Consider the following 26446-nt stretch of genomic DNA (forward strand, 5'->3'; position numbering starts at 1 on the left):
AAGATTTTACCTACAAGAACCAATTTTAACACTAATTAAATGACTGAAAATCATTATATTTAAGATGAACTAAATATGATACATTATGGGAATTATAAGTTTTATAGGGGCGCGATCTAAAACAAAGAAACAAGATGAAACTCGAATTAAGGTTTCTGATTATATGACGAGAGAACTGATAACCTTTACTCCGGATCAATCGGTGATGGAGGTTATTGAAACCTTGGTAAAGCATAAAATATCAGGGGGACCTGTTGTGAATCATCGGTACGAATTATTGGGAATTATTTCTGAAGGAGATTGTATAAAACAACTCAACGAAAGCAGGTATTACAATATGCCAATTGATGATGCAACGGTAGATAAATTTATGGTTAAAAATGTGGAGACTATAGATGGTAATGCCAGCATTTTTGATGCTGCAAATAAATTTATAGAAACTAAAAGGAGACGTTTTCCTATTTTGGAAGAGGGCAGGTTAATCGGACAGATTAGTCAAAAGGACGTTATGAAAGCTGCTCTCAAGATGAATAGTCAGCATTGGAGAGATTTTTAAAGGACTAGCTTTTTCTTTTGACCAATGCATAGAAATCATTTTCTAACGCGAGATATCCTTGATTATACACAAAATAATACACATTTCCGGTTTTGGTGGTATAGATACTTGTGAAATGATCAAAGTCAAAATTTTTTGAGGTAAGCCGACTTTTGGGGATTCTAATTTTATCTTCAGGATTGAGCTGTTCCAGAATTCTATAGTTTTTTCGCAACCGATTATTTATGTTGCGAATAAGGTTTGTAGTATCCTTGTTGAGCTTATTATTGTGTGCATTACGACAGTAATCACTACAAAATTTTTTGTCAACGCGCCCAATGATTTTTTCACCACATTCGGGACATTTCTTTTCCATATTTCTTTGCAATTTACACCGAAGATACAATAAAATTTTAGCTACAAAAATCAGTCAAACAAATGTTTAGCTACCCGATATGTGTTAGCATGGGCCTCTATGATTGTTTTAATATCGGGGGAATACCCACCACCCATAGAGCACATGACAGGTAGTTGATATTCTTTGCATATACTCAAAACGAACCGATCACGCTCTTTGCATCCGGAAAGGGTGCAATTAATTTTACCAAGTTTATCACTGGATAAAATATCAACACCCGATAAGTAGAAGATAAAATCAGGTCGCTGTTCTTCAATTAATGTTGGCAAGGTATTTTCTAAAATATGCAAATAATCCTTATCGGATGTCTCCTTTGGTAATGCAATATCCAAATCAGAAATTTCCTTTTTAAAAGGGTAGTTAGAAGCGCCGTGCATGGAGAAGGTAAAGACAGAGGTATCATTAGCAAAGATTTCGGCAGTTCCATTTCCCTGATGCACATCCAGATCTACAATTAGCATTTTTTTAATAGCATGGTGCCGTTGCAGATACCTGGCTGCTATGGCTTGATCGTTGAGTAAGCAGAAGGCTTCTCCTCGATTACTGTATGCGTGATGAGTGCCGCCTGCAATATTTAAAGCGACACCATGCTCCAGAGCAAAGACAGCAGCCTTGATAGACCCGTCTGCTATTAATAATTCACGATCAACTAATTCCTTGCTTAAAGGAAAACCAATTTTTCTGATGGACTTTGAGTCTAGGGTTAAATCTATTAGTTGTTTTACGTAATCTGGACAGTGGGCCGCGTAAATAGCATTAAGATCGGGAAAGTCGGGTAGAAAGAAATTTGAATTTATGCAGGTACCTTCGTGAAGTAACTGCTTAGGCAGTAGCTCGTACTTTTGCATCGGAAAACGATGTCCTGCGGGTAATGGGTGAGCATACATCGGGTGGTAAGCAACCTTTATCATCGAAGCGGCAGATTTTTAAAGTAAAAGAGACACCAAATTGATGTCTCTCTATTATATTCGCTAACTAGCTTCTTATTTATTTTCAGCATAACGCTTCGCTACTTCTTCCCAGTTGATTACATTAAAAAATGCATTCACATAGTCGGGACGACGATTTTGATAATTTAAATAATAAGCATGCTCCCAAACGTCAATACCTAAAATCGGTGTTCCTCCACAGCCAACCTCCGGCATTAAAGGATTATCTTGATTAGGTGTTGCACATACTTCCAATTTACCACCTTTATGCACACATAACCATGCCCAACCAGAACCAAATTGAGTTGCAGCAGCATTTGAAAATGCGTCCTTAAATGCTTCAAAAGAATCAAAGGTAGCATCAATTGCTTCAGCTAATTCTCCACTTGGTTTTCCTCCTCCGTTTGGAGACATTACCTCCCAAAATAATCGGTGATTATAAAATCCGCCCCCATTATTTCTAACCGCTTTGTTAGAAAGATCAAGATTAATAAGAATGTTTTCAATAGTCTTTCCTTCAAGATCAGTACCTTCAATAGCAGCATTCAGCTTGCTGGTATATCCCGCATGATGTTTGCCATGATGAATTTCCATGGTACGTGCATCTATATTAGGTTCTAACGCATCAAAAGCGTAGTTTAATTTCGGTAATTCGAATGACATAGTATACTTTTTAAGTTAAAAAAAATAATAAGCTCAAATTTAACAATTAGGTATAGGATTTAAAACTATTAACTGTTATAAATTATCTAAAATAAAAAAATGCTTTGAATCAGCTCAAATACTGTTGTTTGCATGTGGTTATCCGTCAAGCGGAAGCGATCAGATTACTAGAATTAAGTTTTTTCATACAGAATAATCAGGAAGTAGGACGACTAGGTAAACGAGGTTTAGTATTTTAGTAAAAAAAAATTGAAATCCACTTCCTCCTTTACAGTATACAACGCTGCAGCAGGTGCAGGTAAAACCTACACCTTAGTACGTGAGTACTTGGTGCGTTTACTAATGGCAGACTACAAAGAAGCGTATAAAAACATTTTGGCTATAACTTTTACAAATAAAGCAGTGGCCGAAATGAAGAGCAGAATTCTGGATTCACTGGTAGGAATAGCATCTAAACAAGTATCACAAAAGTACGAGGGATTACTCAATGAGTTAGCACAGGAAACAGGACTAACGACGGAAAAACTTCAAAAAAAAGCTAACCAAATCCTTAAGAGCATCTTACATAATTATGCAGCTTTTGATATTGTGACCATTGATACTTTTACCCATAGGGTCATACGTACGTTTGCTCATGACTTAAGTATACCCGTCAATTTTGAAATTGAAATGGATACCGAAACTTTGGTTAGTGAAGCTGTAGATGCAGTGGTTGCAAAAATTGGGGAAGATCGGGTACTGACGCAAACGATATTGGATTTTGCCTTTAACAAATTAGATGACGACAAGAGTTGGGATATCGCCATAGAGCTAAACAAAGTAGCGAAGCTTCTTTTTAGTGAAAATGATAGAATACATCTTGAGAAGCTTTCGAATAAGCGTACTGAGGATTTTAAAAGCTTTCAAAAACTCCTGCTTCAACAGCAGGAAACACTTCTGAGTGAAATAAAAGCTCTTGCCGAGAAAGTATTAAACTTGATAGAGATCAGTGGCTTAGATCCCACTGATTTTAAGGGAAAAGACGGTTATGTTCCTGCTCATTTTAAGAAAATGATCGAAAAGAATGGAGCGATAGACTTTAAAGCCGGGTGGAAACAAGCAATAGAGACAACGGATTTCTATACTAAGACGTTGGTTCAAACCAAAAAAGATAGTATTGATGAAATTCGCCCCTTTATTGTAAATGCCTTTTTGACGACCAAAAACATGTTCTATGAGCTGAAATTTGTTCAGAACATTCTCAAAAATCTAGTGCCTCTTTCTATATTGAGTGCAATACATAAGGAGTTAACAGCGATCAAAAAAGAAAGAAATATTTTATTAATTTCAGAATTTAATGAGATAATTAGTGATGCTATACAGGATCAGCCTGCCCCGTTTATCTATGAACGGTTAGGAGAGCGGTATCGGGATTATTTTATAGATGAATTTCAAGATACTTCTTCCTTACAATGGACCAACCTAGTTCCGCTAATTGAGAATGCTATTACGACAGAAACCTTAACTGGAAAACGCGGAAAGCTGACTATAGTCGGAGATGCAAAACAGGCTATTTATCGTTGGAGAGGCGGCAGGGCAGAACAATTTATCGAACTTTCTCAGCAACATACTCCATTCTCTACTTCGGATAAAGAGGTGTTAAATTTACCAACGAATTATAGAAGTTGTGCCGAAATCATAAATTTCAACAATGACTTTTTTACGTATTTGTCAAAAGACTTTAGCGATACAAGTCATACAAAGCTGTATGAAGAAGGGAATAAGCAATTACACAATTCAAAAGAAGGAGGATTTATAAATCTCTCTTTCATTGAAGCAAAAAATGTAGATGAAGAGAATGAAAGGTATCCTGAAGCTGTCTATGAAACCATTTTGGAGCTTTGTGAAAAAGGATACGCCTTAAGAGATATTTGTATTCTTACCCGAAGGCAAAGAGAGGGAACACACATTGCGGACTATCTCACAGAAAGATCAATTACTATAGTTTCATCTGAAACCTTACTCATTAATAATGCACCCGAAGTACAATTTATTGTATCCATGCTTACCTGGAGTTTATATCCTCAAGATTTAATAACCAAAACTGAGCTTTTACATTTTTTGGCAATACATTATAGGATTGAGGATCCACATAGGTTTATCAAAGAGGCGATTCATGCAGAACAACAAGAATGGACAACGATTTTGAGCGCATTTCAAATTGAATTTGATTTTAATCAATTATTGAAACTTCCCTTTTATGAGGTGGTAGAATATATAGTAAGTACGTTTAATTTACATGAAACAGGCGGAAGTTATGTTCAGTTTTTTCTCGACACTGTATTTTCATATCAGCAACAGCACGAAGAAGGGATACTTGGATTCTTATCCTATTGGAGTGCAAAAAAAACCAAATTGAGTATTGTTGCACCTGAAGGGGAAGACGCGGTACGCATTATGACAATTCATAAAGCTAAGGGATTAGAATTTAAATGTGTTATTTATCCATACGCTAACGTGGATATTTATAGAGAAATAGAACCAAAAACCTGGTTCCCTTTTCCAGATAACGAAGCTGGGTTTACCGAAGTTTTATTAAACTACTCCTCAGAGATTGCCGAGTATAGTACCTATGGTCAAGAACTGGTAGAACAAAGAAAAGCGCAACTTGAGCTAGATGCTTTTAATCTTTTATATGTAGCATTTACTAGAGCTGAAGAGCAATTATATGTCTTGTCAAAGTTTGAGTTGAGTGCTAAAAAAGAACCAAATTCAAAGAAGTTTTCCGGAAAATTGATCGGTTACTTAGAACAACGTGGCTTATGGAAACCGGATCAGATGGAATATATTTTCGGAGAATTCGAACGCCCATCTCCCGAAGGAGAAGTTACAGTAACGCAAAGCGCCCACGCCACAAATACTTATTACTCTAATAGAAGTAAAAATGTAAAAATTGTAACCAATTCCGGACTCCTTTGGAATACAAATCAGAAAGCTGCTATAGAAAAAGGGAATCTTTTGCATTATCTGATGTCAAAAGTTATGTATGCACAGGATGTTGAGGTTGTAATAGATCGCGCATTACAGGAAGGTTTAATTACTAAAAGCGAGCAAGAATTTTTGAAGAACTATTTAATTAAAATCGTAAAACATCCCCAGTTGTCAGAATATTTTAGTGAAGAATATGAGATTTTAAATGAAAAAGAAATTTTTTCTAATGGTAAATCATATCGTCCCGACCGTATAATTTTAAAAGGCCTTGATGTCTCTATAATGGATTACAAAACGGGAACTTATTCAGGCTCACATGCCGAGCAAATATATGATTATGGGGAGCTTATGAAGAGAATGGGGTATAAGATTAAGAATAGAATACTAGTATATAGTGATGAAGAAATAGCGCTTCGATTCATATAAAATACTGCATTTTTTCCTACAAAAATATTTTTTCTAATGAAATTTATAGTATACTTGTAGCAAAATTTTAAAAATAAATATGTGAATTTGTCGTTTATTAGGTTAAATATCTTATGTTTTTAAATCTAAAATTGTAAAGATAAAATTGCTTGAAGGGCTTGTAAACAGTGATAGATACTGGCCTTTTAAGAAAAATTTATTAGTTTTGTCTTTGACAGTAATTTTTAACATATTACATTTGCTCTAATTAACACTTAAAAATTAAATTATTGAATATGAAACATCTTAGCAGATTTTTAGTGGCTTCGTTATTAGTACTTGGGTTCAGTACTGCGAATGCACAAGATCAAAACAACCCTTGGGCAGTATCGATTGGCGTTAATGCTGTTGACATTTTTCCTACCGGAGGAGATTTACCTAATCAAGGTGAAATCTTTGACGAGTATTTCAATGCTTCTGATCATTGGAATATCCTTCCATCTGTATCCAAAATATCTGTGGGTAGATATATCGGTGACGGATTTACTTTTACTGTAGGTGGTACAGTTAACAAAATTGAAAATGCAGGTGAGCTTGAAGATGGTACTGAGGTATCTGTTGATGATTTATCGTACTACGGTGTAGATGGTATGATCTCTTATAGCTTCAAAAACACTTTAAACACTAAATGGTTTGATCCTTATTTAGGTGTTGGTGGTGGATACACTTGGTTAGATGAGATTGGTGCTGGAACATTAAATGGTTCTTTAGGTTTTAATTTCTGGTTAACTGAGAATTTAGCTTTTAACTTACAGTCTACGTACAAGCACGTATTCGAAGAGTATGATGTAAGCAACTATCCTCCAACTCACTTTCAACATTCTGCTGGTATAACATTCGCATTCGGAGGTAAAGATACTGACGGTGACGGAGTATATGATAAAGATGATGAGTGTCCAGAAGTTCCTGGATTAAAAGAATTTAACGGATGTCCTGATACTGACGGTGATGGTATCACTGATGGTAAAGATGATTGTCCAGATGTTGCAGGTACTGCAGAATTCAACGGATGTCCTGATACTGATGGTGACGGAATTGCGGATCCTAATGATGAGTGTCCTACTGTTGCTGGTTTAGCTGAGCTTAACGGTTGTCCTGATGCTGATGGTGATGGTATCGCTGATGCTAAAGATGGTTGTCCTAACGAAGCTGGTCCTGCTGCAAACAACGGATGTCCTTACGAAGATAAAGACGGTGACGGTGTATTAGACAAAGATGATAACTGTCCTGATGTTGCTGGAACTGTTGCAAACAACGGATGTCCTGAAGTAACTGAAGAAGTTCAGAAGACTTTAAATGAGTATGCTAAGACTATCTTGTTTGACTTAGGTAAATCTTCTATCCAGAAACAATCTTACGGAGTACTTAACGATATCATTGCAATCTTACAAGAATATCCTAACTCTAAGTTTACTGTAGAAGGTCACACTGATAGTTCAGGTAGTAACAAACTTAACCAGAGATTATCTGATTCTAGAGCAAACTCTGTTAAGAACTACTTAACTGAAAATGGTGTAGATCAGTTTAGATTATCTGCTGTTGGATATGGTGAAGATAAGCCAATTGCTTCTAACAGAACTAGAGCTGGTAGAGCGCAAAACAGACGTGTTGAAATTAACTTGGTAAAAGAGTAATTCAACAGATAAACTGTTAAAATATATCAAAGCGTCCCGATAATTCGGGACGCTTTTTTTATGTTCTGTTTTTTATTGTTATCTCATATTTGATTAACTTCCGCATCTACCAGTTAATCAAAAATACTACATGAGAACATTTTTGCAAGAAGTTGTAATTCAGATCGATCGAGAGTACGATACTATTAGCGATCTTATCTTTGTAGTACCAAGTAAACGAGCCGGATTGTTTCTTAAGAAAGAACTACTTTCGTTCTATTCAGATCGTACGTTTTTTGCACCTCAAATCTATAGTATAGAAGACTTTATTGAAGAGGTCTCAGGATTGCAAGGGATAGATTCAATTGCTACTCTTTTTGAATTTTATGAAACTTATCTGACAACCTATCCAGAGCAGCAAAAAGAAAGCTTTGAAAATTTTAGTGCTTGGGCGCAAACCTTGATTCATGATTTCAATGAAATTGATCGGTATTGTGTAGATCACCAAGATTTTTTTTCATATTTATCAAATATTCAAGACATTAATCACTGGTATCTGCAAGAAAAAAAGACTCCCTTAGTTGAGAATTATTTACAATTTTGGAAAAGCTTACATCGATATTATCAAAATTTTAGTGAACAACTCATTAAAAAAAGCATAGGATATCAAGGCTTACTGTATCGTGAGGCAGCTGCGCAAATTGATAGATATGCACAGCAACATTCAAACACTCATATTTTTCTTGGCTTTAATGCTCTTAATAATGCAGAGCAGCATATCTTCCAATATATGCTAGAGAGAAATCAGGCTACTATTTTTTGGGATGCGGATAATTTTTTTATGGAAAACAGTTATCACGAGGCCTCATTATTTCTTAGGAATTTCAAGAATTCTTGGGAGTTTTATAAAAAACAACCTTTTAACTGGATTGGAGAACATTTTAGCCAAAATAAAACTTTTGAAATTATCGGAGTTCCCAAAAATGTGGGTCAAGCTAAATATGTTGGGCAGTTAGTGTCTAAAATCCCCAAAGATGCGCTAGAGCAGACAGCAGTAGTATTAGCTGATGAGTCGCTACTGCTACCCACACTTAATTCATTACCCGACTCAATACCGGCACTCAATATAACAATGGGTATGCCACTCAAAGAAGCACCTATCGCAGCCTTTTTTGAGTATTTGTTTGAGTATCATAAAACCGCTCAGCAGAAAGGAGGGTACTATAAGTTGATTAACAACATAATAAGCACTCCTGCTGCATTTTGGTTGTTAGGTGATCAGGCTGCAGTAATACGAAATACAATTATTAAGGAGAACCTTGTCTATGTATCAACGACCAAGCTGAAGGATATTGTTGGCGACCAAAAAGCAGATAGTATCGAACTTCTTTTTGAACCGTGGAACACGGTGGATAGTGCGTTGATCAAATGTTCAACCTTAATACAATTGATAAAAGAGAAGTTAGATCCTGAACTGAACGCACTGGAGATTGAATATAGCTATCACTTTTACGTGATCTTCAATAAATTAAAAACATTACAATCTGATTTTTCACATCTCACAACCATTGCTGCTTTACACAGGCTGTATAGGGATTTGCTAGCCTCAGAAACTCTTGACTTCGAGGGAGAACCCTTTCAAGGGTTACAGTTGATGGGAATGTTGGAATCAAGATGCTTAGATTTTGAAACTGTTATTTTAACTTCAGTTAACGAAGGGGTGCTTCCTGCAGGTAAAAGCTCAAATTCTTTTATCCCTTTTGATCTAAAAAAAGCTTACAATTTACCAACGTATAAAGAAAAAGATGCTATCTATACGTATCATTTTTATCGACTGTTACAACGTGCTAAGCATATTTATCTATTGTATAATACCGAGAACGAAGGAGTAGGTGGCGGAGAAAAAAGCAGATTCCTGCACCAGTTAGTATTAGATACCTGTCCGAATCATATCGTTAAAGAACAAGTGGTTACTTCAAATGTACCCAAAATAGTTAACACGACGCGACAATTCGATAAAACTGAGGACATGCTCACTGCTTTTTCCAAGCTTGCCAATTACGGTTTGTCACCTTCTGCGTTAACCACGTATATTAGAAATCCTGTTGATTTTTATTATCGATATGTCCTAGGTTTAACAGAGACTGACGAAGTTGAAGAGACCGTAGCTGCAAATACGTTGGGAACTGTAATTCATAATACTTTAGAAAATTTTTATAAACCTTTAGAAGGTGAATTTCTCAATGAAGAAACCATTCAGGAAATGATCTCAAAAATTGATTCTGAGGTTACTGCCCAGTTCAAAATGGAGTACACGGCGTTGGACATTAAGGCAGGAAAAAACCTGTTAATTTTTGAAGTGGCGAAGCGCTACATTCTCAAATTCTTAAAATCTGAACTCAAACAGGTAAAAGCTGGGAACCAGCTTAAAATACTTTTTATAGAACAATCATTGAAGGCTAAAATTGATATTCCTGAAATAGACAGCGACATTTTTATCAAAGGAAAAGTCGATCGGGTTGACCAACTTAATGGGGTAACTCGAATTATTGATTATAAAACCGGAAAAGTCACAAAAGCTGACGTTGTTTTAATGGGGTGGGAAGGTTTGACAGATACTTATGATAATAGCAAGATTATTCAAGTATTGGCATATGCATTGATGCAACAAAAGAACGGACTATTAAGCACTCCTTTTGAAGCAGGAATTATTTCTTTTAAAAATTTGAAAGAAGGATTTCTTAAATTTGGTACAAAGCAAAGCGTCCGAGGTAAAATAGATTATGAAATAACCTCTGAAACATTGGAAATTTATGTCGAACAGCTCAAGAAACTGATTATAGAAATTTTTTCCACCGATATACCATTTATTGAAAAAGAAGTTTAGCCATGGAAATAGTAAAAAATATAATCATAGCCAGTGAATTTGATAAACCTTTGGTAGCTGATGTTTTTTTTAAAAACACGGAGTGTTCAAAACCGGTGATATTATTTTGTCATGGATACAAGGGGTTCAAAGATTGGGGTGCTTGGGACTTGTTAGCTAATTTTTTTGCTAAAAATGACTGTTGTTTTATTAAATTCAACTTTTCTCATAATGGGGGCACGGTAAAGCAGCCTGTTGATTTTCCGGATTTATTAAGTTTTGGCAACAATACGTATTCCAAAGAACTTAAGGATGTGAACAGCATGTTAGACTGGATTTTTGATAGTGACAATTCATATGCACAACACATGGATACTTCGAGGATTGTATTGATCGGACATTCCAGGGGTGGTGGTATTGCAACCTTAAAAGCAGCATCAGACACAAGAATTACTAAATTAGTTACATGGGCTGGAGTGTCAGATTTTAAAAGTAGATTTCCACAAGGAGAAGCACTTAAGGAATGGAAAGAAACTGGAGTTATGTATGTTGACAACGCCAGGACCTTGCAGAAGATGCCACATTTTTATTCTTTTTATTTGGATTTTATGCAAAACGAAAAACATTTGACAATAGAAAAAGCGGCAAAAGGAATTACTAAACCAACTTTAATTATACATGGAGATGCGGACACTTCCGTGCTCTATAATGAAGCGCTCAAACTGCACTCTTGGATACCACATAGCGAATTAATTACCATAAAAAATGCAACTCATGTTTTTGGTGCCAAACATCCCTGGGAGCATGATGTTTTGCCTGAGGATCTTATAAAAATTGGTGAAGAAACTTTGAAATTTGTAATTCTTTAACAAATTATCATAGTAGAAAATGAAATTGATGCTAATTTTTTTCGTTAATTTGTACTAATGTTAGCAAATAAAAATATCATTGCGTCACTATTGTTAGTGTTTTTCAGCTGTATCCAAATAGCTGATTTACATGCATTGGATCATGAGGTGGATGATGTGGACTGTAAAATTTGTCAGTTTGCTGCAGATCAGAAGGCAGAATCTTATTTGCCATCCCAGGACATAGGGGTTCCTCAGACACTTGACGTATATACTGGGGTGCTACCTTTACAATATCATGTCGTTGTTTATACAAACACGAGTTTTGATAATCTTCAGAATAAAGCACCTCCGGTAGCTTAATTACTTTTCAATTTTCCAAATCAGTCGTGCGAATTTTAGCGGGACTTTGATTTTTCACTTTTTTAATTTTTACAATGAAAAGATTCGCATGTGTACTTGTGTTTCTTTTAGGTAACGGGATGCTAATTGCACAAGATTGTAACCAGGTTTTAATAGGACAGGTTATTGATTTTCATGATGGCTTACCGCTGGAAGACGCAAGAATATCATTTAATAATTTGGTTTTTACGACTGATAACGAAGGTAGGTTTAGGATAGAGAATCTTTGTCCTACAGCTTACGCTTTTACAGTTACCCATCAGGATTGCATTACCCAGGTAAAGACTATTGACGTGAGTAAAACCTCTGAAATTGACTTCTATTTGGAGCATCACTATACTGATCTTGACCAGGTTGATATAAGCACTTCAAATGGTAAAAATGTGACAAATAGTTTGTCTGAGGATAAATTATCAAGTCAGGATATTGAGAACTATAGCAGTTTATCTCTGGGTGATGCTTTAAAAGAAGTATCAGGAGTAACAAGTTTATCTACTGGAAACACTATTGTAAAACCAGTTATTCAAGGGCTGCATAGTAGTCGTATTATCATTATGAACAATGGGGTACGTCAGGAAGACCAGGAATGGGGAGAAGAGCATGCTCCTAATGTTGATATCAATGCGTTTAATCAGATAAAAATAATTAAAGGAGCTGGTGCTTTGCAATACGGAGGGAATGCGATTGGCGGAGTGGTTGTTGCAGAAAATAAACTAACTACTCTAAGAGATACAATTTTTGGTTCTGCTGGATTTGCAGCTAGCTCTAATGGACGTGGAACTGCGTCAAATGCTACGGTTAATATTGGTCTTAGTGACTGTTGGAGTGCAAGAGCACAAGGGACGCTCAAATACTTTGGAGATAGTGAAGCTCCTGATTATGTCTTAAGTAATACGGGGCATAGAGAACAAAGTTTTTCATTTGGAACAGGCTACTCCAATTTTCAATTTGGTATAGAGGGATATTATAGTTTCTATAATGCCACTCAAGGAATATTAAGGGCATCTCATATCGGGAATGTGGGTGATTTAGTACGTGCAATAAAAAGTGATCGACCACTCATCGAAGAAGATTTTACCTATGCAATTAATGAGCCCAAGCAAAAAACACAACATCATCTGGCTAAGCTAAAAGCGTACAATCGATTTCGTAACCTCGGAAAACTGGAACTTCAATATGCGTTGCAAGTAAATCAGAGAAAAGAATTTGATATACGACGGGGAGAAGATCGTGACAAAGCGAGTTTGGATTTAGAGTTAATTACACACGCTCTTGAAAGCTCTTTTTTATTCGATGCTAATGAGAATTTTAAGAAAACGGCTGGGGTACAACTGACGTATCAAACAAATACTCCAAATCCGAGAACAGGGGTGCGAAGACTGATTCCGGATTATGAGAAGTATACAGCGGGGGTATATGCTATATCAGAAATTAGTCTTTACGATAATCTTAAAGCTGATCTGGGCATTCGATATGATTATATACATTTAGATGCCAAAAAGTTTTATAAAAAGGATTTTTGGGAAGCACGTGGATACGATCAGGAGTTCCCGAATCTTATCATAAGAGACGAGGGGAATCAATGGCTTACAAACCCTATATATGAGTATCATAGCATCGCAGCGTCTGCTGGAGTCAAGTATACATATGCTGATAATAATAAATTACTTTTCAACGCCTCATATGCCATGAGAGCTCCCAATCCTACCGAATTGTTCAGTGATGGTTTACATCACAGTGCTGCGATTATTGAGCTAGGAAGATTGGACTTGGATCAGGAAAAAGCACTTAAATTTTCCTTTACCTCAGAGCATAAAAACCTCTTTGATTTCCTATCGGTTAAAATAGCACCCTACCTTAGTAAGATTGAAGACTATAAACTGCTAGAGCCCACGGGTCTTGAATTAACGATTAGAGGCGCATTTCCAGTATGGGAATATCGACAAACGGATGCGTTATTATACGGAGTAGATGTGGATCTTAGCGCTAGCTTGACAAATAATTGGAGCGTAGCAAGTGCGTTTTCATACATTCGCGGACAAGATGAAATTTTAAACGAGGATTTACCACAAATGCCCGCACCTGTATTTCGATCTACGCTTACATATGCAGTATCTCAGCTTGAACTCTCTTTGATAAATACAACAGCATTGAAACAATCTCATTTCCCTAACAATAACTTTGAAGTAGAATTTACTGAAAACCAAGAACTTACTACAGAGGTGGTCGATATATCTTCTCCACCACCGGGGTATACACTTTTTGATTTGATGGCTAATTATACCTTAACTCTAAAAAACCCTCAGGATTTTAGAGTAGGACTTTCAGTAACTAACATTTTTAACACCTCTTATAGAGACTATTTAAACAGACAACGCTATTACGCAGATGCGCTCGGCAGAAATATTTCAATTCACTTAAATCTTAAATTTTAAAACTATGAACATTTTAAAGAACCTTATCCTTGGAGCAGGAGTAACCTTATTATTTTCAGCTTGTGGAAGCGATGATGATCTTCCGGAAGTTATAAATGAAGAAGAAACAATTACCACAGTCAAACTGAACTTTACCGAAGCCGGATCCTCAGAAACTAAGACGGTGGTATGGACTGAAAATAAAATAGATGCTATTACACTAAAAGCGGATACTAACTATCAGGTATCCATACAATTCTTGGACGAATCTGATCCCAATGCGGTAAATAATATTACCGAAGAGGTAATTGCAGAAAAAGATGAACATTTGGTTTACTTTAACTCTACAGTAAAAGGGTTGTCCATCAAAAGTGCGGCAAATGATGTAATCGATAGCAATGGTGTTGCAATTAATATTATAACTACGTGGCAAAGCCCGGTGACAATCGAATCAGGAATTGTTACTGCTTTTTTAATTCACGAACCGCTTACAAAAGTAGGGACAGAACGTAATGATTTTGGAGGAGAAACGGATATAGAAGTCAGTTTTGATGTTAAGGTAGAGTAAATAAGAATTAGCTAGATTGAAACTATAACATGTACAAGTTGAGTTTGTGTATAAACATGTAACCTTAGTTTCGACAAAATCTCCGGGACCGGTTCCCGGGGATTTAATTAAAACTTGTATAAATCATTTTTGCATTGTAACTTTTTGTAAGAATAAGCGTCTTATAATTAGTATTCATTAAGATAGTTGGTACGATTCGAATTGAATTAACATGGTATAATGATTTGTTTTAACAATTGTTTACTCTTTTGTTAATTCTAAATTACGAATTTAAAAATGTAGATGTAGGATTCATTTTGATAGTATATTTGCAGCATAAGAAATAAAAAAACAGTTGAAACCATCATAATTAGTATAAGTTGAGTTTGTGTTAATACAATTATGTTTCAATTGAGACCCTCGGAAGTAGTTAGCCGGGGGTTGTTTTTTTATGTATATTCGTTTGAATTGTAAATTTCATGAAAGAACAACCCAACAATCCATTGCACGGAATAAAACTTGCAGATATTTTAGAATATTTGGTGGCGGCTTACGGTTGGGAACAATTAGGTAAGCTGATAAATATTAAGTGTTTTACTACTGATCCTTCAATAAAATCAAGTCTTAAGTTCTTAAGGAGAACTCCTTGGGCCAGAGATAAAGTAGAAAATCTATACGTGAAATCTTTATCAAAATAAGATAACCCTATTTCTTTACTCTAAATAAAATAAAAACTTTTGTGGAGAAGATGGGATTCGAACCCACGACCTCTTGACTGCCAGTCAAGCACTCTAGCCAACTGAGCTACATCCCCGGCTATAGCCTCAAAAATAAACGTTTTTATTTAATAACCTATCAAAAACTAAAGTATTCATTCTATAAAATTACACTCAAGTTCCTATATTTGAGAAATGATTGCAAAAGCGACCTTATCCGATGTTGAACAAATTTTTCAGCTAACACAGGCTTGTGCTAAAGCTTTGATTGCTAATGGTATTTATCAATGGAATGAGCATTATCCCACCCGTAAACGTTTTGAACTTGATATTGAGCGTGATGAGATGTACACATTTAAAAATGATGGTGTTCTAATGGGTATTATCGTCTTGACCCCGGTAATGGATGAAGAGTATAAACCCATTGACTGGCTTACGGAAAACAATTCAAACCTTTATATTCATCGGTTAGCAGTACACCCGGATTACTGGGGCAATGGTATTGCCAAACAGCTAATGGAGTTTGGGGAAGCTTACGCTCGCGAACAGAACTATCAATCCGTGCGTTTAGATACCTTTAGCCAAAATACACGTAACCAAAGCTTTTATAAAAAAAGAGGATATCAGCAGGTGGGAGAAATATTCTTTCCGAATCAGAGTGAGTTTCCATTTTATTGCTTTGAATTGGTATGGTAACAAATGCAATTAGCTTTAAGAATATCAATCGCTTAGCGATACCGGCAATTGTTGCGGGTATTGCAGAACCCTTACTGTCTATTACTGACACAGCCATCGTGGGTAATATTCCTGATTTTGGCACCGAGTCGCTCGCTGCTGTTGGGATTGTTGGGTCATTTTTGTCCGCATTGATCTGGATTTTAGGACAGACACGTAGTGCGATTTCAGCCATAATTTCGCAATACCTTGGAGCAGGTCGATTAGATGAAGTAGAGAGTTTACCGGCACAAGCTATTTTCCTAAATGTGAGCTTGAGTGTCGTTATTTTAGTATCAACCATTTTTTTTATCGAAGAAATATTTCAGCTCTATAATGCCTCAGGGCTTATACTTGAGTATTGTGTGCAATATTATGAGATACGAGTGTGGGGTTTTCCTTTAACCTTATTTACTTTTGCAGTTTTCGGAATTTTCAGAGGTTTACAAAATACATTTTGGCCGATGATCGTGGCCATAATCGGTGCAAGTGTTAATGTTGGTCTGGACCTTATTTTAGTTTATGGATTAGATCAGTTCATTGAACCGATGGGTATCAAGGGTGCTGCCTGGGCAAGTTTGATATCTCAAGGACTTATGGCTATAATTGTGTTTGTACTATTAGTGGTAAAAACAAATGTGAGTCTGAAGCTAAAACTACCTTTAAATAAAGAATTGGGTCGTTTGATAGCCATGAGTTTAAATTTGTTTGTGCGCTCCATCGCACTCAACACAGCGATTTATTTTGCAAACGCGCACGCAACGGATTATGGCAAAGAGTATATTGCTGCCCATACGATTGCTTTAAATATATGGTTATTTTCAGCATTTTTTATTGATGGTTACGGTGCTGCGGGAAATATTTTGAGCGGTAAGTTGTTAGGCTCTCAACAATACAATACATTGTGGCAACTCAGTAAAAAAGTTACATTATATGGGATTGTAGTAAGTCTGGTGCTTGGCGTATTAGGGAGTATTTTTTATTATCAAATTGGAGCGGTTTTTACTAAAGAGCCTCTCGTACTCGAAACTTTTTATACCATTTTCTTTATTGTTCTGATCGCACAACCAATCAATGGAATTGCCTTTGTCTTTGATGGAATTTTCAAAGGCTTGGGCGAAATGAGTTACCTGAGAAACGTGCTTCTTGCTGCGACGTTTTTGGCATTCATTCCCGTTTTATACCTTAGTGAATCTTTCGGTTTTAAGCTAAGTGGGATTTGGATTGCGTTTGTAGTTTGGGCATTAGTTCGCGGCGTAGCTTTGGTAATCAAATTTAGAAAAATGATCCGTCCTAAATTGATTCCGGTTTAACATATGCTAAATTTCGAGATGCTATGGAGAGGAGTAAAGAAAGTGTATTTACCAAAGTAGAAAATAAGATTGCTACGATTGAATTTGGGCATCTGAATGAAAACCAACTGGATAGTGTCTTGTTAACACGTTTGGAAAAAGCTTTTGTTGAGATTGAATACGATAGAAAAGTATCCTTAGTTGTTTTGAAATCTCAAAAGAGCGATTTTTTTTGTAGGGGTCTGTTGCCCGAAGTACTTAATCACAATTCATTAGCAGATATACAAACATCACTAGTACAATTAGCCCAACTTTTCAAAATCTTACTTAAATATTCTAAGCCAATTGTGGCAAGAGTTGATGGAAAGATCGTAAATGATGGTCTGGGTTTGATAGCGTGTTGCGATTATGTGTTTGCTACAGAAGCGTCGGCACTACAAATAAATCAAATGAAAAAAGGTTTGGCTCCGCTGGTCACTCAGCTGCCCTTAACAGATTGTATTGGTACATCGGGATTTGATAGGTTGGTATGGAGTCCAAAAACATGGCAAAATGCTTACTGGGCACTAGAAAAGGGGCTATACCATCGCGTTTTTGAAAAAATATCCGAACTGGATGAGGCCTTAGAGCTTTTTCTTAATGAGCTTAGTCAATTCTCGCTTGAAGCTATGAAGACTATAAAAGACAACAAATTGATAATGCAAAGTTATAAGCCAAATCTTCTTGAGAAAAGTGCATTAACGGCTGCCAAGAATTTTTATCACCACATTGAAGCAAGCAAAGAGTAACTTCATAGACTATTGCAATTTGACTGGTACTATATAGCATACGTATACGCGGTTTCTTTCTTGATTAAGTTCAAAACAAGCGAATGTTCCTTAACTTTGTCAAAAATTCTAGTAATGAGCAATATCAGGATCACAAAACAATTCACTTTTGAAACAGGTCACGCACTGTATGGGTATGATGGCAAGTGTAAAAATGTTCATGGTCATAGTTATAAACTAAGTGTTACCGTAATTGGGAAACCCATTACAGAAATAAATCATGTCAAACTCGGAATGGTTATCGATTTCGGAGATCTCAAAAAAATAGTAAAAGAAGAAGTAGAAGATGTTTTTGATCACGCTACGGTTTTTAATAAAAATACACCTCATGTTGAACTTGCCAAAGAACTTCAGGACAGAGGACATAATGTAATCTTACTTGATTACCAACCTACAAGTGAGAATATGGTTATAGATTTTGCAAAGAAAATAACGGCGAGATTACCTCAGAATATACGATTATTTTCATTAAAACTTCAGGAAACTGAAACCTCTTATGCAGAGTGGTATGCAAGTGATAACTAAGATTGGCTTATATTTATAATTTTTATGACATCAACGCAATCACAGCACCTCACTATTTCTGAAGGAAAGAAAATTTATTTTGCCAGCGATAATCATCTGGGAGCGCCCACTCCAGAACAAAGTTTTCCCAGAGAGCAAAAGTTCGTTGCTTGGTTAGAGGAGATTAAGAAGGATGCAGCAGCTATTTTTTTACTAGGCGATTTATTTGATTTTTGGTTTGAATACAAAACTGTGGTACCCAAAGGATTTACTAGGACTTTGGGGAAATTAGCAGAATTAACGGATTCCGGTATTCCTGTGTATTATTTTGTAGGAAATCATGACCTATGGATGGATGGATATTTTGAGGAAGAACTCAACATTCCTGTTTTTCATTCACCTCAGGAATTTACATTCAATACTACAAAATTTCTAATAGGTCACGGTGACGGTTTGGGACCTGGTGATAAAGGGTATAAACGCATGAAAAAAGTGTTTACCAATCCGTTCTCAAAATGGTTATTCCGTTGGTTACATCCTGATCTGGGAGTTCGATTGGCACAATATCTTTCGGTTAAAAATAAACTCATATCAGGAGACGAGGATGTCACATTTTTGGGTGAAGAAAACGAATGGTTGGTTCAATACTGTAAACGTAAATTAGAAACTAGCCCTATAGATTATTTTGTTTTTGGACATAGGCATCTTCCAATGGAGATTGAACTTGACGACAAGGCAACCTACGTAAACTTAGGAGATTGGATTGTTCATTATACCTATGCCGAATTTGACGGTAAGACCTTGATGCTTAAAAAGAACTAAGCACTTGTGTTCAATCGCTCATCAATAAGCGCCTTTGAGAAGGTAATACCAACCAGTGAACCAGTATTTATGGCATGAGGATGTTCAATAAAGATGATTCTATTTTCTAACACACATTCCAGTAAAAATATACTACCCTTAAAATAGGAGGCTTTTATTCTGACTTTTAAAGAAGAAGCTTCGTTAAGCTGTATTTCATGAGGGTATAGTAAAACCTGAGCTTGCTCTGGATAATCAGGATATAGGGCTTCCACCCTTACCGTATTCACTTCTCCAAATAACGCAGCAGTATAGTGGTCAACAGGATTTGTGTATAGTGCTTGTGTGTTCTTTTTATGTAACAATTGTCCTTCTTTTATCACGATAGTTTCGTCGGCAAAAGAAAGAATGTCAGTTTTATCATGGGTAGCTGTGATGCTTGTAATTTTATTTCTGCTCAAGTATTGAAACAAATTGCGTCGCAAGGCACTACGTCTATAATTGTCAATATTGCCAAAGGGTTCATCCAATAATAATAATTCCGGACGTTTAGCCAATGATCTTGCAAGTGCGACCCGTTGTTTCTGTCCGCCGCTCAATAATTCGACCGGTGTATCTGCATACGGAACCAATTCAACAATTTCAAGTAGTTCCTGAACACGACCTTGCTTGAGCTGAGGTTCAAAATTTGATAGATATTGACCAATATTATCGGCTACAGTGCGATATGCTGCCAGTTCAAAACCCTGAGCGAGGTACTTCATGTTTTCGTGTCCGGGGATTAGATTGTAGGCAGGTCCAAGAATTTTCTGATCTTTCCAGAAGAGGGATCCGTTATGGACATCTAGAAGTCCGTAGAGAATTTTTAATAAGGTGCTTTTGCCACAGCCACTTGCACCAATTACAGCAATATGTTGTCCCGGGGCTACCGTAAAACTAATATTTCTCAATACCGGTTGAGTGTCATACGCAAAAGAGATGTTTTTTACTGTCAGCATACTCAAAGATATTGAACTTTACATAAAAAAAGATCCGCTTTCCTTAAGAAAAACGGATCTTTTACAGTAAAAAATTATTTTTAACCTTTTACATTGGTATTTGCTTTCTCAGGTAATACCTCAAACCCCATATTATAGAGTGTAAAACTGAAAATATCAGCATATTGCTCTATAGTTTTAGCGACAGGAGTCCCTGCACCGTGACCAGCATTAGTCTCTATTCTTATCAAAACAGGAGATGCTCCGGCGTGTTTATCTTGTAGCTCTGCTGCAAATTTGAAGGAGTGTGCGGGAACTACACGGTCATCATGATCTCCTGTAGTAATTAAGGTCGCAGGATAGGACACCCCTTCTTTCACGTTATGTACAGGTGAGTACCCTTTTAAATACTCAAACATTTCTTTATTATCCTGTGCAGTACCATAATCGTATGCCCAGCCTGCACCAGCCGTAAAGGTATGGTAACGTAACATATCTAATACACCTACTGCGGGTAGTGCTACTTTCATCAGTTCAGGTCGTTGTGTCATTGTTGCTCCAACAAGCAGTCCACCGTTGGACCCTCCTCGTATTGCTAAATAATCATTTGAAGTATACTTACTCGAAATCAGATACTCAGCAGCAGCAATAAAGTCATCAAATACGTTTTGCTTTTTAGTTTTAGTACCCGCATCGTGCCATTTCTTTCCATATTCACCACCACCTCTTAAATTGGGAACCGCAAGAATACCTCCTTGCTCCATCCATACAGCATTGGTAATACTGAATGACGGAGTTAAACTAATGTTGAAACCTCCATATCCATACAGAATTGTAGGGTTTTTTCCATTTAATTCGATCCCCTTTTTGTGAGTGATCATCATCGGTATTTTAGTACCGTCTTTGGAATTATAAAAGACTTGTGTACTTTCATACTCACTAGGGTTAAAATCAATAGAAGGTTTCTTATAAAGCTTAGAAGTACCTTTTTCTATATCATAGGTATAAATGTTACCCGGAGTATTATAGTTAGTAAAAGAATAGTATAACGTTTTCTCTTCTTTTTTACTATTGAAGCCACTAACACTTCCTTTACCGGGCAGTGCTACTTCTCTTACCAATGTTCCATCATAATCGTATTGACGAACTTTTGATAATGCATCAACCATGTACTCTGCGAAGAAATATCCACCACCTTTACCGGGGCTTAGTACATTTTCTGTCTCAGCTATAAAATCTGTCCATTGATCTGAAGATGGATTTGAGGTATCTACTGTAACAATTTTTTGATTAGGTGCATTTAAGTTCGTTACCAAATACAACTTAGAACCTACGTTATCGATTAAATAGGTGTCACTGTCGGTATGATCTAGAATTGTAACTAGCTTACTATTTGGTTTTGACAAATCTTTCAAAAATAATTTATTACCTGAAGTCGAAATACTTGCAGAAATCAGTAAGTACATATTGTCTTCGGTAACCTGACCATTTACATAACGATGTTTTTCTTCTGGTGTGCCGCCAAAGACTAACTGATCATCTTTTTGAGCTGTACCAAGTTTATGGTAGTATAATTTGTGCTGATCGGTTTTTGCAGAAAGTTCGCTGCCTTTTGGTTTATCATAACTAGAATAGTAAAAACCTTCATTACCCTTCCATGCCATTCCCGAAAACTTCACATCAATGAGCGTATCTTCTATTACTTCTTTTGTTTCAGTGTTCTTGATAATAATTTTTCTCCAGTCACTACCACCTTCAGAAATAGAGTAAGCGAGCAGAGATCCGTCTTTAGAAAAGCTCGCGCCACCAAGGGAGGTAGTACCGTCCTCGCTAAATGTATTTGGATCTAAAAAAACTTCAGGTTCATCACCTTCGTTCTTAAAACGGTACAAAACATACTGGTTTTGTAATCCATCATTTTTATAGAAATAGGTGTAATCACCTTCCTTAAAAGGAGCACTGATTTTCTCATAGTTCCAAAGAGCGGATAAACGATCTTTTAAATCATTTCTAAATGGGATGCTTTTTAAGTACTCAAATGTAACTTCGTTTTGTTTTGTTACCCAAGCTTCAGTTTCTTTACTCCTGTCGTCTTCTAACCAACGGTATGGATCTTTTACTTGTGTGTCAAAATAAGTATCAACTGTATCTACTTTTTTGGTTTCGGGATATACCACAGCACTTTCTTGTTTGTTGTTTTTAGCTTTTTTATCGTTAGTACAGCTCACGATTAATGCGATCGTACTGAGTAAGCATAAGATTTTTTTCATAACTATGATTTAAAGATATCTAACAAATTTATTAAAAATTAAAGGATCTACGCCGTAACATTCTGGTATCTTGCATTGGTTCCATATAAAAAAGTCCATACTTCGACACTGAAGCATGGACTTAAACAATATTTTATATGTGAGCTAGTTGACAAGTTTTTTGGCAACTAGATATTCGGCTATTTGAACAGCATTAGTGGCCGCACCTTTTCTCAGATTATCTGCAACTATCCACATGTTTAATGAATTCTTTCTGGAATAGTCTCTACGAATACGTCCTACAAATACATCGTCCTTGCCTTCGGCATAGATAGGCATCGGATAGGTATTAGTATCTGGATTATCCTGAACTACGATCCCGGGAGTTTCATTGAGAATTTGACGAACCTCGTTCTCGTTGAAATCATTTTCGAACTCCAAATTCACACTCTCACTATGACCACCAACTACCGGGATACGGATTGCAGTTGCAGTAACCGCTATGGATTTGTCATTCAGTATTTTTTGGGTTTCATTAACCAGTTTCATCTCTTCTTTGGTGTAGCCATTCTCTTCAAAAACATCACAGTGTGGGATAGCATTACGATGAATCGGATATGGATATGCCATTTCGCCCTTTTCATTTTTGTATTCCTTTTCCAACTGATTAACGGCTTTCACCCCTGTACCCGTAATTGATTGATAGGTGGAAACTACAATACGATTGATCTGATATTTTTTATGTAGTGGAGCCAATGCCATAACCATCTGTATGGTAGAGCAATTCGGGTTTGCTATGATTTTATCTTCTGCGGTAAGTTCGTTGGCGTTGATTTCGGGAACCACTAATTTCTTAGTTTTGTCCATTCTCCATGCCGAAGAGTTGTCAATTACCATAACACCAGCATCTGCAAATTTTGGAGCCCATTCTTTGGATGTCTCGCCACCTGCAGAGAATAGCGCAATCGCTGGTTTTAAATCGATTGCCGTGGTGGCATTTACCACAGTGTATGATTTACCTTTGAAGGTAATTTTATTACCCACGGATTTTTCTGAGGCAACAGGAATTAATTCCGTTACAGGAAAATTACGTTCCTCTAAAACTTTTAAGATTATGGTTCCTACCAATCCGGTAGCACCAACAACAGCTACTTTCACCTGTTAAATTTTAAAATATTGATGTAAATGTTTGAAATGTTCTTCTTTTGAACATTACAAAAGTGATAAATAATTAAGCTATTTCACCCTTTTTCATAACTTTTCTATCTATTTCTTCTAATTGTTAAATATAAAACAAAAAAAGAACCGCTCATTTTTATAGAACGGTTTTAGGGTTAAAACTATGTAGCATAGCGGTGACGCTATATTATTCTAAGAATTTTGTTTTTTTAATTCATCTCTGATTTCTAATAAAATTTCTTCTTGTGTAGGACCTTTTGGTGCTGCAGGTGCTTCTTTTTCCTTTTTCTTAGTTTTTTCATAAGAACGAAGAATCATGAAAATTACGAATCCAATAACGATAAAATTGATAATGGTTTGCAAGAAATTACCATACGTCATAATCGCGGCATCTGCTGCTTTTGCTGCTGCAAGTGTCTCATGGTTACTACCATCAAGAGCAATAAACATATTATTAACGTTTTGCCCTCCCATAAATAAGCCTATGAATGGCATAATAATGTCTTGTGCTAAGGATCCCACTATCTTGTTAAATGCTCCTCCTATAATTACCGCTGTCGCAAGTGCAATAATATCACCTTTCATCAAGAAAGATTTAAAGTCTTTAAAAAAGCCCATACTTATAATTTTTAATGTTTTATCAAAGAAGTTCTTTTTGTTATAAATCACCAACTAATTAAGAAATATTTAGAGGAGGAAGTCGATAAACTACGTTATTTTTCGACAAACACACGTTTTATTCGAGTAGCCATTGAAGTAATCAGCTCATAGGAGATTGTGCCTGCATGTTCAGCCAAGATATTTGCGGGATAAGATTCGTCAAAAATAACAACTTCATCACCTTCTTGACAATCAATTTCAGTGACATCAACCATTATCATATCCATACAAACGATGCCTAAAATATAGGCACGTTGTTCATTAATGATGACATACCCTTTTTTATGACCATAAATTCTTCCGATCCCGTCAGCATGTCCAATAGGAATAGTGGCAGAGCGTGTAAGCTTTGTCGCAACAAAACCACGATTATAGCCCAAAGAATCTCCGGGTTGTAAGCTGTGAATTTGTGATATAATAGATTTTAAGGAGGCGATGGGCTTTAAATTCTTATCAAATTTACTTTCGTTTCCAAAACCATAGAGCCCAATTCCTGAACGTACCATATCAAAATGAGCTTCTGGATAGTTTAAAATACCAGAGGTATTGGCTTGATGCAATATGGGTTGATAACCGATGCCTTTAATAATATTGCTTGCTATGGTCTTAAAAAGATTAATTTGTTTAAGCGTGTATGCATTTTCCTTTAAATCTTCACTTGCAGCGAGATGGGAAAAAACTGAGACAACTTTCAGAGTCTCTGTTTCGTTTAGCGCGGTAATGACTTCATCTGTTTCAGATGTAGCAAAGCCAATACGATTGATACCGGTGTTAAACTTGAGATGTACAGGGTAGCTAGTAAGTTGGTTTTGTATTGCAAGCGTCTTAAACAAAGAAAGTATGCGTAGGCTATATAAACTTGGCTCCAGATTATGCGCAATGATTTCTTCAAAATTGATCGGTTGCGGGTGAAATACCAAAATAGGTGTTTGAACTCCTGCTTCGCGCAATGCTACACCTTCAGAGCTATAAGCAACCGCAAAATAATCAACACCAATTTTTTCTAAGTGTAACGCAAGCTGTGCAGCACTGCTTCCATACGCGCTAGCTTTTACTACGCCAAGCAGTTTGACTCCTGGTTGTACTTGCTTTTTGAGATAGGTATAATTGTGCGTTAAAGAAGCCAGGTTGATTTCTAAAGTTGTTTCCTGCACACCACTATTCATCTGATTCCTTATTAACCTCTTGTGGATCACTCACCTTCATTTCCTTAACCCGCTCTCGTAGCATTGCTTTATAATATGCCCCACGGCTCAACGGTTCATATTCTTCAGTTTCACCAAGCATCACAAGGGCATCATTTGCGGATTTTCTAAAGCTGTATTGTGCAAGGTTTCCGGTTCTGGTGCATACGGCATGTACTTTGGTAACATACTCGGCAGTTGCCATTAAAGCAGGCATTGGGCCAAAAGGATTTCCTTTAAAATCCATGTCTAAACCTGCTACGATTACCCGAATCCCTTTGTTAGCAAGATCATTACATACTGTTACAATTTCATCATCAAAAAATTGCGCTTCATCTATCCCAACAACATCACAGGTATCAGCAAGAATCCTGATATTGGCAGCAGCCGGAACGGGAGTGGATCGAATCTCATTTGCATCGTGAGAAACCACCATCTCGTCATCATAACGTACATCTACTGCAGGTTTGAAAATTTCAACTTTTTGTTTTGCAAATTGTGCGCGTTTGAGCCTGCGTATTAACTCTTCGGTCTTACCCGAAAACATGGAACCACAGATTACTTCAATCCAACCAAATTGCTCTTTATGATTTACTGTATTTTCGAGAAACATTTTGTATTTTTCAGCATCAAATCAATTGATGTCTTTGTTTTGCCTAAAGATCAGGCAAAT

The 26446-nt window shown here is 36.4% G+C and carries 23 protein-coding genes and 1 tRNA gene; 14 read left to right on the forward strand and 10 right to left on the reverse strand.

Annotation, left to right across the window (positions count from 1 at the left end; genetic code table 11):
- The first annotated feature begins 85 nt into the window (after positions 1-85).
- Positions 86-556 (forward strand): CBS domain-containing protein, encoded by a 471-nt coding sequence (locus BD809_RS00680; protein WP_148781025.1) that lies wholly within the window; start codon positions 86-88, stop codon positions 554-556.
- 4 nt (positions 557-560) lie between these two features.
- Here BD809_RS00680 and BD809_RS00685 read toward each other — a convergent pair whose 3' ends face one another.
- The 3 genes from BD809_RS00685 to BD809_RS00695 form a co-directional block, all read right to left on the reverse strand.
- Positions 561-911 carry a hypothetical protein gene (locus tag BD809_RS00685; protein ID WP_148781026.1) on the reverse strand — a complete coding sequence of 117 codons (351 nt, stop codon included), beginning with the start codon at positions 909-911 and terminating at the stop codon, positions 561-563.
- A 50-nt stretch (positions 912-961) separates the two neighbouring features.
- Positions 962-1864 (reverse strand): histone deacetylase family protein, encoded by a 903-nt coding sequence (locus tag BD809_RS00690; protein ID WP_148781027.1) that lies wholly within the window; start codon positions 1862-1864, stop codon positions 962-964.
- A 72-nt stretch (positions 1865-1936) separates the two neighbouring features.
- Positions 1937-2545 carry a superoxide dismutase gene (locus tag BD809_RS00695; protein ID WP_148781028.1) on the reverse strand — a complete coding sequence of 203 codons (609 nt, stop codon included), beginning with the start codon at positions 2543-2545 and terminating at the stop codon, positions 1937-1939.
- A 249-nt stretch (positions 2546-2794) separates the two neighbouring features.
- Between BD809_RS00695 and BD809_RS00700 the strand changes: the two genes are divergently transcribed.
- From BD809_RS00700 to BD809_RS00735, 8 genes are all read left to right on the forward strand, one after another.
- Positions 2795-5941 carry a UvrD-helicase domain-containing protein gene (locus BD809_RS00700; protein ID WP_148781029.1) on the forward strand — a complete coding sequence of 1049 codons (3147 nt, stop codon included), beginning with the start codon at positions 2795-2797 and terminating at the stop codon, positions 5939-5941.
- A 275-nt stretch (positions 5942-6216) separates the two neighbouring features.
- On the forward strand, positions 6217-7614 hold the full coding sequence (locus BD809_RS00705; RefSeq protein ID WP_148781030.1) for an OmpA family protein: 1398 nt from the start codon (positions 6217-6219) through the stop codon (positions 7612-7614).
- Between the two features lie 130 nt (positions 7615-7744).
- Positions 7745-10480, forward strand: a complete 2736-nt coding sequence (locus BD809_RS00710) for a PD-(D/E)XK nuclease family protein (protein WP_148781031.1) — start codon at positions 7745-7747, stop codon at positions 10478-10480.
- A 2-nt stretch (positions 10481-10482) separates the two neighbouring features.
- Positions 10483-11328 carry an alpha/beta hydrolase family protein gene (locus BD809_RS00715; RefSeq protein ID WP_148781032.1) on the forward strand — a complete coding sequence of 282 codons (846 nt, stop codon included), beginning with the start codon at positions 10483-10485 and terminating at the stop codon, positions 11326-11328.
- A gap of 57 nt (positions 11329-11385) precedes the next feature.
- The gene (locus BD809_RS00720; protein WP_148781033.1) at positions 11386-11670 is read left to right on the forward strand and encodes a hypothetical protein; all 285 of its coding nucleotides are present in this window, start codon (positions 11386-11388) and stop codon (positions 11668-11670) included.
- A 74-nt stretch (positions 11671-11744) separates the two neighbouring features.
- Positions 11745-14144 (forward strand): TonB-dependent receptor, encoded by a 2400-nt coding sequence (locus BD809_RS00725; RefSeq protein ID WP_148781034.1) that lies wholly within the window; start codon positions 11745-11747, stop codon positions 14142-14144.
- A 4-nt stretch (positions 14145-14148) separates the two neighbouring features.
- The gene (locus BD809_RS00730; protein ID WP_148781035.1) at positions 14149-14691 is read left to right on the forward strand and encodes a hypothetical protein; all 543 of its coding nucleotides are present in this window, start codon (positions 14149-14151) and stop codon (positions 14689-14691) included.
- Between the two features lie 458 nt (positions 14692-15149).
- On the forward strand, positions 15150-15368 hold the full coding sequence (locus BD809_RS00735) for a VF530 family protein (RefSeq protein ID WP_148781036.1): 219 nt from the start codon (positions 15150-15152) through the stop codon (positions 15366-15368).
- 42 nt (positions 15369-15410) lie between these two features.
- On the opposite strand, the gene BD809_RS00740 is transcribed toward BD809_RS00735, so the two are convergent.
- Positions 15411-15484 (reverse strand) — tRNA-Ala (locus BD809_RS00740).
- 97 nt (positions 15485-15581) lie between these two features.
- Here BD809_RS00740 and BD809_RS00745 point away from each other — a divergent pair.
- From BD809_RS00745 to BD809_RS00765, 5 genes are all read left to right on the forward strand, one after another.
- Positions 15582-16082 (forward strand): GNAT family N-acetyltransferase, encoded by a 501-nt coding sequence (locus BD809_RS00745; RefSeq protein WP_148781037.1) that lies wholly within the window; start codon positions 15582-15584, stop codon positions 16080-16082.
- Positions 16076-17413 (forward strand): MATE family efflux transporter, encoded by a 1338-nt coding sequence (locus tag BD809_RS00750; protein ID WP_148781038.1) that lies wholly within the window; start codon positions 16076-16078, stop codon positions 17411-17413. Before BD809_RS00745 ends, BD809_RS00750 begins: the two co-directional genes overlap by 7 nt.
- Before the next feature lie 23 nt (positions 17414-17436).
- The gene (locus BD809_RS00755; protein ID WP_148781039.1) at positions 17437-18180 is read left to right on the forward strand and encodes an enoyl-CoA hydratase/isomerase family protein; all 744 of its coding nucleotides are present in this window, start codon (positions 17437-17439) and stop codon (positions 18178-18180) included.
- 114 nt (positions 18181-18294) lie between these two features.
- Positions 18295-18744, forward strand: a complete 450-nt coding sequence (locus BD809_RS00760; RefSeq protein WP_148781040.1) for a 6-pyruvoyl trahydropterin synthase family protein — start codon at positions 18295-18297, stop codon at positions 18742-18744.
- Positions 18745-18768: 24 nt separating this feature from the next.
- Positions 18769-19545 carry a UDP-2,3-diacylglucosamine diphosphatase gene (locus tag BD809_RS00765; RefSeq protein WP_148781041.1) on the forward strand — a complete coding sequence of 259 codons (777 nt, stop codon included), beginning with the start codon at positions 18769-18771 and terminating at the stop codon, positions 19543-19545.
- Here the strand turns inward: BD809_RS00765 and BD809_RS00770 are convergent.
- The 6 genes from BD809_RS00770 to BD809_RS00795 form a co-directional block, all read right to left on the reverse strand.
- Positions 19542-20522, reverse strand: coding sequence for an ABC transporter ATP-binding protein (locus BD809_RS00770; RefSeq protein WP_148781042.1), 981 nt, complete (start codon positions 20520-20522; stop codon positions 19542-19544). The two genes, BD809_RS00765 and BD809_RS00770, sit on opposite strands and share 4 nt — an antisense overlap.
- Before the next feature lie 80 nt (positions 20523-20602).
- Entirely contained in the window at positions 20603-22771 is a 2169-nt protein-coding gene (locus BD809_RS00775) for a prolyl oligopeptidase family serine peptidase (RefSeq protein ID WP_148781043.1), read from the reverse strand.
- Between the two features lie 144 nt (positions 22772-22915).
- Positions 22916-23908, reverse strand: coding sequence for an aspartate-semialdehyde dehydrogenase (locus tag BD809_RS00780; RefSeq protein ID WP_148781044.1), 993 nt, complete (start codon positions 23906-23908; stop codon positions 22916-22918).
- A 213-nt stretch (positions 23909-24121) separates the two neighbouring features.
- Positions 24122-24547 (reverse strand): large conductance mechanosensitive channel protein MscL, encoded by a 426-nt coding sequence (mscL, locus tag BD809_RS00785; RefSeq protein ID WP_148781045.1) that lies wholly within the window; start codon positions 24545-24547, stop codon positions 24122-24124.
- A 95-nt stretch (positions 24548-24642) separates the two neighbouring features.
- Positions 24643-25755: an alanine racemase gene (alr, locus tag BD809_RS00790; protein WP_148781046.1), complete on the reverse strand. Its 1113-nt coding sequence runs from the start codon at positions 25753-25755 to the stop codon at positions 24643-24645.
- Positions 25748-26386, reverse strand: coding sequence for a thymidine kinase (locus BD809_RS00795; protein WP_148781047.1), 639 nt, complete (start codon positions 26384-26386; stop codon positions 25748-25750). Before BD809_RS00795 ends, alr begins: the two co-directional genes overlap by 8 nt.
- Between the last annotated feature and the right edge of the window lie 60 nt (positions 26387-26446).

This window comes from Aquimarina intermedia (genome assembly GCF_008124785.1).
GTDB lineage: Bacteria > Bacteroidota > Bacteroidia > Flavobacteriales > Flavobacteriaceae > Aquimarina > Aquimarina intermedia.